A 15,179-nucleotide genomic window follows, 5' to 3' on the forward strand; every position below is an offset into this window, starting at 1 on the left:
CCGACAATTCTTCAATGTTCACTGTCAATGAGCAAAAGAAACCACGGGTCGGGCGGGGCGTGTAGGGGCTGGAAGTTCAAGTGAAGAAGAGTCAACGCTATGACAGAAGCGCTTGTTGCGCTAAATCTGCCTCAATACGTAGTGAGAGCAGGTGAATTCCTTGGGGAGTGGGCATTTTATGCAGGGAATAAGCTTGATTGTTCAAGCATTTGAGAAACGCTTGCCATTAGCATTAATGTGCACAAAATAAAAAATTGCGGCTGATCGCTCACCAATTGAGTGAGGCAGTTGGACTGGCATGGCCTGTAGATCTTGCATAAACCGGCATGCACCACAGAGAGCGTCGATTTATCTTTATCGCTTTGAACAAGATGTGGCTAACCATTCATGCGTGTTTGTAGATCAAAGATGGATGCGTGCATCTTTTCTAAGTATGCACAGGCCCAGGGCTGTGAGTATTGCAAAGAAAGCACCGCATGCGAAAGTTGCCTGAAAGCCGATGCTGTCCCACAGGGCTCCCGCAATCACACTGGCTAAAAGCAGTGCAACTCCAGTGAGCAGATGGTACATGCCAAATGCTGTGCCTCGAAGCTGCGCAGGTGCAGTGTCCGCAACCAAGGCATTGAACAAACCTTGGGTAAATCCCATATGCAAACCCCATAGTGCAACACCGATACCCAATCCCCAAAGCCCGGGCATAAGCGCAAGGACCAGGTCTGCAGCAATCAGCAGCACCAGACCCACGAGTAGTACATCCAAGCGGCGAACACGGTCGGAGAGCACACCAGCCGGGTAGGCAGATAAAGCATAGGCCAGCCCCATGACCACCATGACAGAAGGAGCCCACATAGCAGGGAGCCCTGCAGACTGGGCTCGCAAAATCAGGAATGCCTCACTAAAGCGGGCCAGGGTGAACACCAGACCGATAGCAACCACCCACCAGTAGGTAGTGCCAAGGCGCGCAAGCTCACTGCTGCGCAGCGGCAGCTTGGCGGGGCGTGCAGCAGCAGGGCGTGGGGGCTCACGCACAAACAGCACAAGCACCGCGACGGCAATAAAAGCAGGAAGTACTGCAAACCAAAAAACCAGGCGGTAATTGTCCGCAGTCCACCACATGAGTGCAATTGCCAGCAAGGGGCCGGTGAAAGCACCAATCGTGTCGAGTGTCTGTCGAAGTCCATACGCTGTACCGCGCAAATGAGTAGGCGTTACGTCGGCCACCAAAGCATCGCGTGGCGCGCCGCGAATTCCCTTGCCAACTCGATCCAGAAAACGCGCTCCAACCAACCATTCAAGGCCTGCCCCCAAAGGGAAAACGGGCTTGGTGACTGCCGCTAGCCCATAGCCAATCACCGCCAACAGCTTTCGCTTGCCAAAGCGGTCGCTAAGTGCGCCAGAGAAAACTTTGACGATGGAAGCAGTCGCTTCGGCAATGCCTTCGATGAGTCCCACTGCCAGCACAGAGGTGCCCAGGACGGCCACCATGTAAAGTGGCAAAAGGGCATGGATCATTTCCGAAGAGATGTCCATGAACATTGAGACAAAACCCAGGGCCCACACACTGCGTGGTACGGAGCGTGCACCGTGTGCGGATGCGGCGATCGGTTTTTTTTCAGCAGGCTTCATGGATTGTTTGAGTCAATTCGTCATCCCCATTGTGGGTGCTGGGCACCATGGCGCAATGTTTCAGCGGACTGGATAGCTCTCCATGAAGAGTTTGAGGTGATTAGCCATTTCCCACTGGGATCCCAGAAATCTGTATAGAGCTTCTACTTCAGCTTTACTCGCGTTTTGGATAAAGCTTTGGTCGATCGCAACCTCGATACCACGCTTGAACGTGGTGGTGTACTCATTTTTGGCTGCAAACTCATAGGTGATGCGAGAGTGAATAGGAATGCTGCTGAAATGGTCGATGCCGGAGATCACAAACCGTTTTCCAGGCTCAAAGGACTCAACCAGCCATTCATTTGTCCAATCATTCACTCCAGTGATGGGGCTGGCAATTGATTCTTTGAAGCGTATGCCTTGTTTTATCACCACTTTCTCAGGAGTAATGGCCTTGGTTATGCCTTGATTGATGGTCGGCCACAGATTGGCGTTGGTCAGTGTGGCGAAAGTTTCGGAGAGCGGACGCTGAATGTCCACCTGAGCATATCCTCCCGCGCTGAATCGTGGATGCTGCGCCTGGGTGGCTTGACTGAAGGTGGAAGAAGAGGTCAGGTCCGTGGTGGCCGCGCATGCGCTCAAGGTAATTGCTGCTGTACACCAGCATGCTAATTGCACGTAGTTCATGATATTCCTTCAGAGTGGTAGAAGCCGTCTTGTTCCCCACCTTGCCTTTTGACTCAGATAATTGTCAAGCGCCTAACCTGGCATGTTGTCATTTCCGAAAGAAAACGTTGTACTGCGAACAGCGGCGCTTTGCGACCTGTCATAGATATTTCTAAAATGCGCCGTTGAACATATATCCCTAAGGAGCCAAGTCCCATGCGCCATTGATGCAGCCGTTGACACAACGGCAAATCTTCATCGCCCCATAACGCTGGGGAGTTCTTTGCATCAATGGAATATTTATGGCGAACACCTACCTCTCCTTGGAAAGCGTGTCTTTTGGTTTGCCCAATGGCGAAACGCTTTTCTCCGAACTCAACGAAAATTTTGATCAACGCCATACAGGTTTGGTTGGACGCAATGGCTGTGGCAAGACCATGCTTGCGCTAATTCTTGCTGGCTTGCTTGAGCCAAGCAGTGGGCGCTGCATACAGACAGGCAGGGTGCATTACCTTGCTCAGCAGGTTTGTATGCGAAACGACACTACAGTTGCTGATCTTGCAGGCGTGCAAAATGTATTGGATGCTGTGAAGCGCATTGAGGCGGGGAGCTGTGCGCAAGCGGATTTCAATACCATTGGTGAGAACTGGTTCATAGAGTCGAAGCTTCAGCAGGCACTAGGGCTGCAGGGGCTGAAACATCTGAATGCAAGCACTCCAAGCAGCATGCTGAGTGGTGGTGAATCCATGCGTGTGGCATTGATTGGTGCGCAGCTGTCAGAAGCTGATTTTCTTATCCTTGACGAGCCTAGCAACCATCTAGACGATGAAGCCCGCCAGCGCTTAATTGAATGGCTCAAGCACTGGAAGCGTGGTTTGCTGGTTATCAGTCATGACCGCGAGTTGCTGATGTCCATGGAGCGCATTGTCGAGTTATCTTCGCTGGGATTGCGCAGCTATGGCGGCAACTATGCGCTCTATGCTCAGGCGAAAACACAGGCTCAAAAGAGCGCGCTTGCCGAGCTGGACAATATGAAACTTGAGCGGCAGCGTGCAGTTCAGGTGATGCGTGTGCAGCGTGAGCGTCAAGAGAAGCGCCTAGCGCGTGGCAACAGCAGCCGCAAGAAGGCTAATCAAGCAAAGATCTTGCTGGATCGACAGAAGGAGCGCAGCGAACAATCGCTTGGAAAACTGCGCACGCAGCAGGCTGGCACTCAGCTTGTATTGGCGCAGCGTGTGCGTGAAGCAGCGTTACAGGTGGGAGACGAGCAGCACATTCACGCGCATCCTGTCAATGTAGATGCCGTTCAAAAGCGTATTGCTGAACTGGAGAATGTGATACTGCCATTTGTACCAGAGGCCACACAGCGCATTAACCTGGTGGTGACCGGGCAACAGCGTATTGGTGTGCAGGGACCAAACGGCTGTGGCAAATCCACCTTGCTCAAAGTTCTTGCAAGTCAGATCGCACCACTCGCGGGAGATGTGAAGGTTACCCCCAGCATTGCCTATTTTGACCAGGGGCTGGCAAGTTTGGATGCGCAGCATTCGGTGCTAGAGCAGTTGCAGGTGATAAGCCAACGTCTGAGCGAAAGCGATTTACGTATGCGCTTGGCACAACTGGGACTGGATGCACACAAGATCAACGCTCCCAGCGGGGCACTTAGTGGTGGAGAGCGGCTTAAAGCAGCTTTGGCCTGTGTTTTCTACGCAGATGAGCCACTACAGTTACTCATGCTTGATGAGCCAAGCAATCATCTGGATCTCCCGTCCATGCAGGCCTTGGAAAAACTCTTGTCCCTTTATCAAGGCGCATTGTTTGTGGTATCGCACGATAAAGTTTTTCTGGGACAACTTGGGCTGACTGATTGGCTGGTGGCAAGCTCTGGTGGCTGGAAACTGCTGCCTGCAGAGCAGAGGGTTAAAGATGGAATCTGATAGCAAGTTACGTCGCAAAGTACGTGACTATGGGATGGGGGTCAGTTGTTTCGTTGCATGTGGTTCCGAGTTGGAGCGCACTTGGGTAGAGTTTTAACGTACTGCGTTGTTGCTTGAGTTATCCCTAAGATGGAATGAGGAGTTCCTCATCAATCGCCTTTTGCACTTCGCGGTAAAAGGCCTCACGTGCTTCAGTGGCCTGAGGGTCTCGCGCTCCACCAGCCCAGTTGGCGTTCGAGACGATCACCAACTGGCGCTGTGGATCTATAAAGATGCCTTGACCAAAAATACCGCGGGCCGCGTAGCTACCGTCGTCGTAGGTCCACCACTGGTAACCGTAGCCCCGGCCTGGAAGGCCAATTTCGGTGCGTTTGGTGGTTGCTTCAGTCCACCAGCCTTCAGGCACGATACTTTGTCCGTTGACCTGGGCACCATTCAGAATGAACAGGCCCAGGCGGGCATAGTCGCGTGGCGAGGCCTGCACGCAGCAGCCGCCAATTTCCTGACCGCTTTTGCTCAAAAGCCAGGTGGCTTGCTGTTCCATACCGACGGGGCCCCATATCTTTTCAGATAGATAAGTGGCCAATGGTTTTTGGGTGGCCTGCTGCACCAGAGTTCCCACCAGATTGGTCTCGCCTGTGCTGTACAGCCAGCGGGTGCCGGGTGCCGCTTCACGCGGTAGCTTGCGCATGTAACTCACCAGTGCTTCCACTCCTTCCTCGGGCTGGTGGTTGTTGAACCTGGCCACATCCGAGTCTGGGTCCGCATAGTCTTCGTTCCACTTCACGCCGGAGGTCATGGTGAGCAGTTGCCGCACACTTACATCGTCATATGCAGAACCCTTCAGGTCTGGAATGTAGACGCTTACTTTGTCATCCAAGTTCTTGATAAAACCGTCTTTTACTGCAGCACCTACCAGCGTGGAGGTCAGTGACTTGGCGACGGAAAAACTGGTCCAGCGGCCTGAACCTTCAAAATCAAGGCCATAACGCTCCAGTCGCAGCTTCCCTTGGTGCACTATCAGCAGTGCGGCACTACGTTGGCCCGCCATATATGCTTGCACATCGATTTTTAGATCAAGTGGCGGCCCTGGCGGGAGAGGGGACGGTTTGTTGCTGGCTGAAACTACGTTTGCTTTAGCGAGTAAGGGGACACGATCCAATGCGCGGAACGCTGCGTCACGTTGCGGCTGTGTCCAGAACAGCAAATCACGATTGGTTGGCACGGTGGCTAAAAGCCCCCTTGTTTCCTTGTCCAGTGTGAACCATCCGACCAGTGCGGCTGCACCGGTAATTAGCAGGGTCCTCAACACCAATTTCTTCAAAACCAAGCCCGTCTCCTTTTTATTGGAAAAATCTGCCGCCAGTGCGCTGGGTCATGCAGTGCATTGTCTGCAAACTGCAAACGTGTTGGTAGCGTTAGGAAGAGGCTGCACTTCAGACAATGCGTGAATGCAAGTGTGAGGTCCGCGGGCGTGTGGCGATAGCGGGCTTTCCCTTCACGGTAGATTTGTTGTTTATGGTGGCGTTTTGCTGGGAGAGACCTGCCCGCGTAGCGATCACAAAAACACACAGCCGCAGTGACGGCTGCAACCAATGTGCTCCAGACCGAGCATAGAGGGTCTCTCAATCAGGGCATTTATCAAGTAAAAGGCCAGCAGCTGCTGGCCCTTTGCAACCACTTGATGTGGTCAAAATCGCGCGAAAGCGATTGCGTGTGAGTTAAACGTAAGGAACGCCGTAGTAGTCGTACACACGCCGACCGTACTCATCGTTGTACTCTGGCAATGTGCTGTTGTCATAGCGAGGAGCACTATGAAGCTGCTCTTTACTCACAGAGACCACATACCCACCTTGGCTTGGTTCGTATTTGAGGCTGTTCCAGGGCAGGGGATACAGGTCAGTGCCCATGCCCAAAAAGCCTCCGAATTCCATGACTGCATATCGAACCTGTCCGCTGATCTTGTCGATCATCAGTGAGTCGATAGAGCCAAGTTTTTCACCTGCGGGGTTGTAGACGTTCGTTCCGTTGACTCGGGAAGATGAAATCACAGACGAGGCTGTATTGGCTGTGTGCATGCCTACTCCTTTCACGAGGTAAGAAGACTTTGAGTTTTTCAAGTTGGGCAGTTAGCCCTGTTGGCGTTTTTGAGGCTGCTGTTGCTGTCCAGGCTGATTTTTTTGATTGGGCGCCTGCTGTTGCTGCTGACCTTGCTTTGGCGTTTGTTGCCCAGGCTGCTGCTGGTTGGGGTTTTGCTGCTGCTGTTGCTGCTGTTGTACCTTTTGGTTAGGGCTCTGCTGCTGGTTGTTTTGCGACATATCCATTACTCCTTCAGGTTGGCAGGCAAGCAAAATTGCTTACCTTGGATGTAAGGATGGCCGATGTCCTGAGCCCCTTGTGTAGGTCATGGGCTGTCACAGTTGTGGTGCATGTTTGCAGTTACTAACATTCAAACTCTTGAAGGTTTTTTACAGAATTCCAAAGCTTCTCAACCCATTTGGAATTGCTGGCTGAAGACGTAGTTGTATGAAATGCGTGCTTGCAACAGCTATGGTTTGCCATGTGCGCAAAAAAACCGCCTCAAGGGCGGTTGTCTGAGCTACCGATTCAGAGCTTAGAACGCATCTACGCTGTATTCGCCTTGTGGGGCCTCTTGAGCCAGCAGACTGATGACCTCTTCAGGTGCACGAGGGGCAGGCTGAGGTGCAGTTTCTTGTTCATAAGACTGAAGTTGAATAACGGATTGCAAAAAAGTCATGGTGCTTTCCTTTCAAGTCAGTGGGGTGGTGCGTTCTTATTGAACGTCTTCTTGATGTGAATGGTTGACTACTTTCGTGAAATTGCCGTGACAACTACCAACTGTTACTTCTGGCACAAGTTTGAACGTTCGAAATTTCAATGAAGGGTGCGATGTTCCTAAGCGCGTGCAAAAGCCTTATTGACGAGTATGTGCACATGCATAAAAAAAAGCCCAACTCTGTGGAGTTGGGCTTTTTGCAAGGTTGTGCGCAGTACAGTTCTTGAGAGGCTGAGTTGCGATTTATTGAATGCTTGCGCCGGAGGCTTCAACAACTGCCTTGGAACTGGCAAAGTCAGCACGGTACATCTTGTCGAATTCCGCAATGCTCATGGCTTTGGGCTCAGCGCCCTGGGCAAGAATTGCTTCTTGTACTTCCTTGGATGCCAGAAGTTTGTTGACTTCGGCATTCATCTTGGAGGCAATGTCAGCAGGTGTGCCAGCAGGCATGAACAGACCATACCAGGTGCTGACATCAAAGTCCTTCATGCCTTGCTCCTGCAAGGTGGCTACATTCGGCAAGGAGGTGGAGCGCTTGGCCGAGGTAACGGCCAAGGGACGCAGCTTGCCAGCTTTGATCTGACCAATTGCTGAAGGAATGGACGAGACGAGCAAATCGACGTTACCCGCAATGGCATCCATCAACGCAGGGTTGGAGCCTTTGTAAGGCACGTGGGTCAGCTTCACGCCCGTGGCTTTTTCAAACATGTGACCAGCAATATGGATGCTTGTGCCGTTGCCGGGCGAGCCGTAAGTGATCCTTTCAGGGTGCGCTTTGGCCGCGGCAATCACGTCTTGAATTGTCTTGTAGGGAGAGTTGACGCTGGTGGCGATGATCACGGGCGTGTAAGCCACATGGGCAACCGGTGTCAAATCCTTGACAGGATTCCAGGGCAGGTTCTTGTACAGATACGGGCCCAGGATCAGATTGTCTTTTTGGCCCATCACCATGTCGTAGCCAGTTGCAGGAGCCTTGGCCGCTTCGGTAATGCCAATCGTGCCGCCCGCGCCAGCTTTGTTCTCAGGAACAATGGTCCAGGATGTTGCTTCAGTCAGCTTGTTGGCAACCACGCGCGACAGAATGTCGGTGCCACCGCCTGGAGGAAATGGAATCACCAGACGGACAGACTTGCTAGGGTATTGGCTGGCAGTTTCTGCCAAGGCAGGCACTGCAGCACCTGCAATGAAAGCCAATGTGGTGCAGGTGATCAGTTTGCGGAACATGGAGGTCTCCAAAAGCACAGATATCTAAAACAGGGGCACTGTTGTGCATAGCAATGCAGCAGCAACACCGCTTTCGAGCGAATGTGTGGGCACCATTGACGGTGCAGGGGTGCTGAACCATCAGGCATGGAGTACCTGTATAAAACCAAGTTTGCGCATCGCCTGCAGGGGTGGCCTGCAGGTTGATCACGGCTGCTGCTACCGATCAGATAGCGCGGCACTGTGTGGCCCACTTGGCACAAACAGGTTCTTGGGATGTGCTGATGTTAGCGCTGTAAAGCTTTGCAGGAAGCCAAACTTTGCAAAAAATGCATTCCGTTTCGGCATTTGCTCAGGCTTGGCGTACATCCGCAATCACTGGGTTGCCAAAGTCCTTGCGTTCCAGCCAGGCCAGCACGCGTGCGCCAGCTTCTTCGGGCGAGGTCAGGCTGCCGCTGCTTTTAAGGTTGGCAAAGCGGCTCACGTCAGGGAATGCGGTTTCGCTGGCACTGCGAAGATGCGCCTGCATGTCGGTGTCAATAACACCGGGAGCCAGAGAGCATATTTTTGCGCCATTGGGCTTGGTTGCTTCGTCCAGGGCCACGGACTGCGAGAAAAGATCCATGCCGGCTTTTGCCGCGCAGTAAGTCGCTTGGGACGCCATGGCGCGGCGACCCATTCCGGACGAGATATTGAGCACCTGGCGCGGAATGTTCCAGCTGTCTGTAGCACGAAGGAAGGCCGAGGTCAGCAGCATGGGGGCTTCAAGACCCACGCGAAGCGCTTGGCTGATAGCGTGCCAGTCACTGTGCGACAGCGGTGCAATAGGGGGGATCACTCCGGCGTTGTTGATCAGCACTATGCGCTGGAAGTCGCTGCTGCTCAACGTGGACAGCCACTGCAGCAATTGCTGGGCAGCCTGCTCGGGCATGGCCAGATCGTGTTGCCACTGAGTGATTGTCGCCTGGTGTGCCTGTGCAACGCTGTCCAAGACGTCATTGCGCTGGCGTGCAATGGTGAGCAGTTGGTGTCCCTGGCTGAGAATTTGCTTGGCCATTGCCAAGCCCATGCCGCGGGAGCCACCGGTGAGGATGAAGAGCTGAGGTTTCATGCGCTGTATCGTAATAGCAGTCAACAGTGCATGAACTCAGGGGCAACGTGGCAAAGCGGCACAGTCAGCCGCCCAGATAGGCTTTGCGAACAGCGTCGTTTTTGAGCAGGTTGGCACCGGTGTCTTCCAGCACCAGCTTGCCGGTTTCCAGCACATAGCCACGGTCAGCAATCTGCAAAGCGCGGTTGGCGTTTTGCTCCACCAGGAAAACGGTCACGCCTTCATTGCGGATGGTCTGAATGATTTCAAAAATCTGCGCAATGATCAGCGGAGCCAAACCCAGTGTGGGTTCATCCATCAGCAGCAAACGGGGCTTGGACATCAATGCTCGGCCAATGGCCAGCATTTGCTGCTCGCCACCCGACATCGTGCCAGCGCGCTGGTGCGCACGTTCTTTGAGGCGGGGGAACAGGTGAAACACATGCTCGATACCCGCTTCAATCGCCTGTTTGTTGAGAAAGAAGCCGCCCATCTGCAGGTTCTCCACGACGGTTAGGTCGGGGAAGATACGGCGCCCTTCAGGAGAGATGGCAATGCCGCGCTGCATGATGTGGTGGGTGGGCAGCAGTGTGATGTCCTCTCCTTCAAAGTGAATGCTGCCATTGGTAGCGCGGGGATTTCCGCAGACCGTCATCAGCAACGAAGTTTTGCCTGCACCGTTGGAGCCGATCAGGCTGACGATCTCACCTTGGTTGACGTGCAAGGATACTTTGTCAACTGCACAGATGGAGCCATAGTGCGTGCTGATGTCTTGCAGTTTCAGCATGGGGGTGGATGTGCTCATCAGGCCTCTCCCAGGTAGGCCTTGATGACCCGCTCGTTGTTTCTTACTTCTTCTGGCGTGCCATGGGCAATGGGTTTGCCATATTCCATGACGGTGATGCGCTCGGACACACCCATGACCAATCCCATGTCGTGCTCAATGAGCAGGATGGACACGCCGTACTGGTCGCGCAGTTGGCGAATCAGGGCTTGCAGGTCCAGCTTTTCCTGAGGATTGAGGCCCGCTGCTGGCTCATCCAGCATCAATACTTTGGGGTCAGTAATCATGCAGCGGGCAATTTCCAGGCGCCGCTGGTGGCCGTAGGCCAGGTTGCCAGCCTCCCGGTTGGCAAACTCGCGCAGGCCCATGTAGTCGAGCCAATGCAGGCTGCGCTCAATGGCTTGGGCCTCCTGGCGGCGGAAGTTGGGCGTGTTGAACAGGCCGGACAACACTGACACCCTAGCTTTTTGGTGTTGCGCAACGAGCAGGTTTTCAAGCACGGTCATGCGCTTGAACAGGCGCACATTCTGGAATGTGCGTACCACGCCTTTACGGGCCACCGTATGGCTACCCAGTCCGGCGATGCTCTCGCCTTGCAGGGCCACCTTGCCACTGGTGGGTGTGTAGAAGCCACTGATGCAGTTGAACACCGTGGTTTTGCCGGCTCCATTGGGGCCGATGATGGCAAGAATCTGCTTCTCGCCCAGTTCGATATTGACGCCATCGACCGCGAGCAAACCGCCAAAGCGCATGCTCAGGTCTTTCACGTCCAACAAATGGCTACTATGCATGCTGAAATTTCTTCTTTAATGGGTGCATGAAATGGTGGCTCAGGTGCTGCGCTTTTGCGGCACTTCAACGTGGGCACGGGCGACAGGGAAGAGGCCCTGCGGGCGCCACACCATCATCAAAATCATGACCAGACCAAAAATCAACATGCGGTACTCCGAGAACTCACGCGCAAGTTCGGGCAGCACTGTGATCAAAATGGCAGCCACGATGACACCGAGCTGAGACCCCATGCCGCCCAGCACCACAATCGCCAGAATGAGTGCCGACTCAATGAAGGTGAAGGACTCGGGGTTGACGATGCCTTGGCGTGCGGCAAAGAAGGCACCACCAAAACCGGCAAACATGGCACCCAGTGTGAAGGCTGACAGCTTGATGTGCATGGGGTTCAGCCCCAGCGAGCGGCAAGCGATTTCGTCTTCGCGCAGGGCTTCCCAGGCACGGCCGATCGGCATGCGGATGAGACGGTTGGAAATCCACAGCGTGACAACGGCCAGCATCAGTGCCATCAGATAAAGAAAGATGACCATGTGCACGGAGTTGAACTCCCAGCCCATCAGCTGGTGGAAAGTCGTCCCACCTTCCACGCTGGCATTGCGGGTCATCTCAAAACCCATGACGGTGGGCTTGGGAATGCCAGAAATACCATCAGGGCCACCCGTCCAGTCATTGAGGTTGATAAGCAGCAGGCGGATGATTTCACCGAAGCCCAAGGTGACGATGGCCAGGTAGTCCCCACGCAGGCGCAGCACCGGAAAGCCCAGTACAAAACCGAACAGGGCTGCCGCAGCACCAGCTAGCGGCAGTGCTTCCCAGAAGGACCAGCCGGCCCAGTGGAACAGCAGGGCATAGGTATACGCGCCCACTGCATAAAAACCAACGAAGCCCAGGTCAAGCAGACCGGCAAAGCCGACCACGATGTTCAGCCCCAGGCCCAGCATGACGTAAATCATGGCGAGCGTGGCAATGTCCACTGCATTGCGGCCCGCAAAGAATGGCCATGACACGGCCACCAGCAGGGCTGCAAATATGAAGGCGTTGCGCAGCTTGGGTGAGAGACTAGGGACGCGCGGAAGGCTGAGACCTTTGGTTGCGCCTTTAAGGGCTGGTTTGAGCAGTTGCACCGCAAAGACGATCAGCGCAGCCCAGATCACATAATTCCAGTGTGGCTCCAGGCTCATCTGACCACCCACGCGCTGCAGTTGCAGACCGAAGATAGGGGTGACGACGAGTGCGGTAATGACGGCTGCCATCAAGGCTGGGCCAAGGTTATGGAGAAGGCGCTGCATCAGACTTTCTCCACTTCAGGTTTGCCCAGCAAGCCGGTGGGGCGAAACAGCAAAATCAGCACCAACAGGCTGAATGCCACGATATCTTTGTATTCGGACGAGATGTAGGCTGCGGCCAAAGTTTCGGCTACACCCAAAATCACGCCACCCAGCATGGCGCCAGGAATGCTGCCAATTCCGCCCAGCACTGCTGCGGTGAAGGCCTTGATACCCGCAATAAAGCCGATGAAGGGGTTGAGTTTGCCAACGGCCAAGGCGATGAGCACACCGCCCACGGCAGCCAGCATGGCGCCTAGAATAAAGGTGAACGAGATCACGCGATTGGTGTTGATGCCCAGCAGGCTGGCCATGTGCATGTCTTGGGAGCAGGCGCGTGAAGCACGTCCCATGCGAGAACGCTTGATATAGATGGTGAGCAAAATCATCAGCACCACTGCAACCGCAATGATCAGGATGCGGGTGTAGGGCACAAAGACTTCAAAGCCATTGCCCATCTGAAACTGGAATGCGCCAGGCAACAGGGAGGGGACGGCCACGTCACGGGCACCCTGGCCCAGGGCAACCCAGTTTTGCAAGAAGATGGACATACCAATGGCCGAAATCAAGGCCACCAAGCGGGGGCTGTTGCGAACAGGCTTGTAGGCAACCTGTTCCACGGCAAATCCGTAGATGCCGGTGATGACCACTGCCACGATCAGCATCAGCCCAATCACCATCCAGATAGGGACGGCACCTTGTATGCCGACAGCCGAGAGGGTGACCAGGCCGACATAGGCGCCAATCATGTAGATATCGCCGTGCGCAAAGTTGATCATGCCGATGATGCCGTAGACCATGGTGTAGCCGATGGCGATCAGGGCGTAGATGGCTCCGAGTGAGAGACCATTAAAAAGCTGCTGTATCAGCTGAGGGAGGAAGTCGTTCATGTGCGCGAAGGCCTAGCGAGATGTGAAAGCGCAGCAAAGCAAGCTTTGAACTGAAAAGCCCACAGGCTTGAATAAAAGCGCTGTGGGCTTGGTGCTTGCCGATGGATTACTTCGCAGCAGGAGTCTTGCTGCCGTCTTTATGCCATTGGAAAATCTGGAAGTCGAAGGAGGTCAAATCTCCCTGCTTGTTCCAGGAGACAGGTCCAATAACGGTATCAATCTTTGCCTTATGCAGGTGGTCTGCCACCTTCTTTGGGTCATCACCCACGGCTTTGATGGCTTCAGCAATAGCCTGGGTAGCGGCATAGGCCGTCAGCTGGAAGGCTCCAGAAGGATTGCGCTTCTTGTCCTGGAAAGCCTTCACGATGGCAGCATTTTGTGGATTGCTCGAGAAGTCTGCAGGCAAAGTCACCAGCATGCCTTCCACGGCATTACCTGCAATGGCGTTCACTTCGGGGTTGCCTACACCTTCAGGGCCCATCATGCGCACTTTCAGCCCCTGTTCTGAGGCTTGGCGCAGCAGCAGACCCATTTCAGGGTGGTAGCCACCGTAGTAAACGAAATCTACACCTGTGCTCTTGAGCTTGGTGATGATGGCAGAGTAGTCGCTGTCACCTGCGTTGATGCCTTCAAAAAGGGCGACATTGACCTTGGCTTTCTGCAGCTCATCACGCACGGAAGAGGCAATGCCCTGGCCGTAGGATTGCTTGTCATGCAGCACTGCAACCTTTGCGGGTTTGGCTTTTTCTATGATGAACTTGGCAGCCGATGGGCCTTGCTGGTCGTCACGGCCAATGGTGCGAAAGATGTAGTGGAAGTTCTTGCCTTCGGTCAGTGCGGGCGAAGTGGCCGATGGAGTGACCACCACCACGCCTTCGTTGTCATAAATGGGGGCAGCGGCAATGGCTGCGCCCGAGCAAACGGGACCAATCATGTAGCCAATTTTGCTGTTGACAACACGATTGGCAGCTACGGGGCCTTGCTTGGGTTCGCAGGCATCGTCCACGGCGGTGACTTCAATTTTCTTGCCATTGATGCCGCCTGCCGCGTTGATTTGCTCCACTGCAGTGGATACCCCTTCTTTGACCATGTCACCGTACTGTGTCAGTGGACCTGTGGTGGGGATCACCATGGCGAACTTGATCTGTGCTTGCGCTTGGCCTGTCACTGCTGCACCCAGCAGGCCCAAAGTTGCCACTACAGCTTTCAAACGGAACGAAGTACGCATTATTGGTTGTCCTCTCAGTAAGTTTTGCACCAAGCACTTGCTTCAGGAAGTGGTTTGCAAATTGCATGCCTGATGCTGAGAGCGCAAGCTTAAAAATGAGCGTGTTCGGGACGCAATCGGGTTTGTATCTATGGCAACGAGAGCTGCAGGAAACTTTGCTGAACGCTGTTAAAAATCAAGATAAATGCGTGTCTTAAGGTCGCAATAAAACTGCATTTCCCGTTGTGGCTGCACATCAAGGAAGCTCTAGGGTGCTTCAAAATGGTGCAGGGCTTTCGATGGAGAGGTGTGTGCCGAGAACCGGGTGACGCAATTGCAGGCTCGTGGAGTGAAGGCACAGGCGCTCATTGAGAGCAGCGATGTCCGCAGGTGCGTACAAGCCATCTCCAACCATGGGGTGACCAATGTGGGACATATGCACGCGCAATTGGTGCGAGCGTCCTGTAATGGGCTCGAGCCAGAGTTTGGTGCAGCCTGCAGCTACATCACTTTGGTCTGGGTGGCGCAGGTAGCGGGTCTGGCTGGGCTTGCCGATAAGGTGATCCACTATTTGAAGTGGGCGTCTCTCCCAGTCACAGATCAATGGTGCATCAACGGTGAGCCATGTGTCGGTTTGTACGTCGCCATGTACAACGGCTGTGTAGCGCTTGTGTACCTCACGCGCTGCAAATGCGTCCCCCAACAGGCGCTGAGTCTCCTTGGTGCGTGCAAAGACCAGCAGGCCGGAGGTTGCCATATCCAGGCGATGAACGACCAGAGCATCTGGCCAGTACTCCAAGGCGCGATGGATCAGGCAGTCTTGCTTGTCAGGGCCCCGACCAGGAACCGACAGGAGGCCTGCAGGTTTGTCGAGCACAAGCAGATA

At 54.3% G+C, this 15,179-nt stretch carries 15 protein-coding genes; 1 reads left to right on the forward strand and 14 read right to left on the reverse strand.

Annotated features, from left to right (window positions below):
* Positions 1-402: 402 nt before the first annotated feature.
* Genes QEP11_RS09500 through QEP11_RS09510 form a run of 3 tightly spaced genes read right to left on the reverse strand, consistent with a single transcriptional unit; the run spans position 403 to position 2,672 of the window.
* Positions 403-1,626: an MFS transporter gene (locus tag QEP11_RS09500; RefSeq protein WP_284336409.1), complete on the reverse strand. Its 1,224-nt coding sequence runs from the start codon at positions 1,624-1,626 to the stop codon at positions 403-405.
* 60 nt (positions 1,627-1,686) lie between these two features.
* Positions 1,687-2,292, reverse strand: a complete 606-nt coding sequence (locus tag QEP11_RS09505) for an SRPBCC family protein (protein ID WP_284336410.1) — start codon at positions 2,290-2,292, stop codon at positions 1,687-1,689.
* A 53-nt stretch (positions 2,293-2,345) separates the two neighbouring features.
* Positions 2,346-2,672: a hypothetical protein gene (locus tag QEP11_RS09510; RefSeq protein ID WP_284336449.1), complete on the reverse strand. Its 327-nt coding sequence runs from the start codon at positions 2,670-2,672 to the stop codon at positions 2,346-2,348.
* Here QEP11_RS09510 and QEP11_RS09515 point away from each other — a divergent pair.
* The gene (locus QEP11_RS09515; protein WP_284336411.1) at positions 2,574-4,208 is read left to right on the forward strand and encodes an ABC-F family ATP-binding cassette domain-containing protein; all 1,635 of its coding nucleotides are present in this window, start codon (positions 2,574-2,576) and stop codon (positions 4,206-4,208) included. The genes QEP11_RS09510 and QEP11_RS09515 overlap by 99 nt on opposite strands.
* Before the next feature lie 124 nt (positions 4,209-4,332).
* Here QEP11_RS09515 and QEP11_RS09520 read toward each other — a convergent pair whose 3' ends face one another.
* The 11 genes from QEP11_RS09520 to QEP11_RS09570 form a co-directional block, all read right to left on the reverse strand.
* The gene (locus tag QEP11_RS09520) at positions 4,333-5,538 is read right to left on the reverse strand and encodes a serine hydrolase domain-containing protein (RefSeq protein WP_284336412.1); all 1,206 of its coding nucleotides are present in this window, start codon (positions 5,536-5,538) and stop codon (positions 4,333-4,335) included.
* A 391-nt stretch (positions 5,539-5,929) separates the two neighbouring features.
* Positions 5,930-6,286, reverse strand: coding sequence for a PRC-barrel domain-containing protein (locus tag QEP11_RS09525; protein WP_284336413.1), 357 nt, complete (start codon positions 6,284-6,286; stop codon positions 5,930-5,932).
* 536 nt (positions 6,287-6,822) lie between these two features.
* Positions 6,823-6,966 (reverse strand): hypothetical protein, encoded by a 144-nt coding sequence (locus QEP11_RS09530; protein WP_284336414.1) that lies wholly within the window; start codon positions 6,964-6,966, stop codon positions 6,823-6,825.
* Positions 6,967-7,248: 282 nt separating this feature from the next.
* Entirely contained in the window at positions 7,249-8,229 is a 981-nt protein-coding gene (locus QEP11_RS09535; RefSeq protein ID WP_284336415.1) for a Bug family tripartite tricarboxylate transporter substrate binding protein, read from the reverse strand.
* 331 nt (positions 8,230-8,560) lie between these two features.
* On the reverse strand, positions 8,561-9,319 hold the full coding sequence (locus QEP11_RS09540; protein ID WP_284336416.1) for an SDR family NAD(P)-dependent oxidoreductase: 759 nt from the start codon (positions 9,317-9,319) through the stop codon (positions 8,561-8,563).
* 64 nt (positions 9,320-9,383) lie between these two features.
* Entirely contained in the window at positions 9,384-10,085 is a 702-nt protein-coding gene (locus QEP11_RS09545) for an ABC transporter ATP-binding protein (protein WP_284336447.1), read from the reverse strand.
* Between the two features lie 17 nt (positions 10,086-10,102).
* Positions 10,103-10,873 (reverse strand): high-affinity branched-chain amino acid ABC transporter ATP-binding protein LivG, encoded by a 771-nt coding sequence (gene livG, locus QEP11_RS09550; RefSeq protein WP_284336417.1) that lies wholly within the window; start codon positions 10,871-10,873, stop codon positions 10,103-10,105.
* Between the two features lie 39 nt (positions 10,874-10,912).
* Positions 10,913-12,160, reverse strand: a complete 1,248-nt coding sequence (locus tag QEP11_RS09555) for a high-affinity branched-chain amino acid ABC transporter permease LivM (RefSeq protein ID WP_284336418.1) — start codon at positions 12,158-12,160, stop codon at positions 10,913-10,915.
* Complete coding sequence (gene livH, locus QEP11_RS09560; protein ID WP_284336419.1) at positions 12,160-13,086, reverse strand: high-affinity branched-chain amino acid ABC transporter permease LivH; 927 nt, start codon at positions 13,084-13,086, stop codon at positions 12,160-12,162. Before livH ends, QEP11_RS09555 begins: the two co-directional genes overlap by 1 nt.
* A 106-nt stretch (positions 13,087-13,192) precedes the next feature.
* Positions 13,193-14,314, reverse strand: a complete 1,122-nt coding sequence (locus QEP11_RS09565; protein WP_284336420.1) for a high-affinity branched-chain amino acid ABC transporter substrate-binding protein — start codon at positions 14,312-14,314, stop codon at positions 13,193-13,195.
* 256 nt (positions 14,315-14,570) lie between these two features.
* The gene (locus QEP11_RS09570) at positions 14,571-15,170 is read right to left on the reverse strand and encodes an RluA family pseudouridine synthase (RefSeq protein WP_349816767.1); all 600 of its coding nucleotides are present in this window, start codon (positions 15,168-15,170) and stop codon (positions 14,571-14,573) included.
* Between the last annotated feature and the right edge of the window lie 9 nt (positions 15,171-15,179).

Source organism: Comamonas halotolerans (assembly GCF_030162935.1).
Taxonomy (GTDB): domain Bacteria; phylum Pseudomonadota; class Gammaproteobacteria; order Burkholderiales; family Burkholderiaceae_C; genus Comamonas; species Comamonas halotolerans.

What these genes read in the sequence shown, in the direction of transcription:
- QEP11_RS09565 (WP_284336420.1), bottom strand. Translation starts at nt 14,314, where the DNA reads ATGCGTACTTCGTTCCGTTTGAAAGCTGTAGTGGCAACTTTGGGCCTG.
- QEP11_RS09525 (WP_284336413.1), bottom strand. Translation starts at nt 6,286, where the DNA reads ATGCACACAGCCAATACAGCCTCGTCTGTGATTTCATCTTCCCGAGTC.
- QEP11_RS09540 (WP_284336416.1), bottom strand. Translation starts at nt 9,319, where the DNA reads ATGAAACCTCAGCTCTTCATCCTCACCGGTGGCTCCCGCGGCATGGGC.
- QEP11_RS09505 (WP_284336410.1), bottom strand. Translation starts at nt 2,292, where the DNA reads ATGAACTACGTGCAATTAGCATGCTGGTGTACAGCAGCAATTACCTTG.
- livH (WP_284336419.1), bottom strand. Translation starts at nt 13,086, where the DNA reads ATGAACGACTTCCTCCCTCAGCTGATACAGCAGCTTTTTAATGGTCTC.
- QEP11_RS09515 (WP_284336411.1), top strand. Translation starts at nt 2,574, where the DNA reads ATGGCGAACACCTACCTCTCCTTGGAAAGCGTGTCTTTTGGTTTGCCC.
- QEP11_RS09500 (WP_284336409.1), bottom strand. Translation starts at nt 1,626, where the DNA reads ATGAAGCCTGCTGAAAAAAAACCGATCGCCGCATCCGCACACGGTGCA.
- QEP11_RS09545 (WP_284336447.1), bottom strand. Translation starts at nt 10,085, where the DNA reads ATGCTGAAACTGCAAGACATCAGCACGCACTATGGCTCCATCTGTGCA.
- livG (WP_284336417.1), bottom strand. Translation starts at nt 10,873, where the DNA reads ATGCATAGTAGCCATTTGTTGGACGTGAAAGACCTGAGCATGCGCTTT.
- QEP11_RS09530 (WP_284336414.1), bottom strand. Translation starts at nt 6,966, where the DNA reads ATGACTTTTTTGCAATCCGTTATTCAACTTCAGTCTTATGAACAAGAA.
- QEP11_RS09510 (WP_284336449.1), bottom strand. Translation starts at nt 2,672, where the DNA reads ATGGCGTTGATCAAAATTTTCGTTGAGTTCGGAGAAAAGCGTTTCGCC.
- QEP11_RS09535 (WP_284336415.1), bottom strand. Translation starts at nt 8,229, where the DNA reads ATGTTCCGCAAACTGATCACCTGCACCACATTGGCTTTCATTGCAGGT.
- QEP11_RS09555 (WP_284336418.1), bottom strand. Translation starts at nt 12,160, where the DNA reads ATGCAGCGCCTTCTCCATAACCTTGGCCCAGCCTTGATGGCAGCCGTC.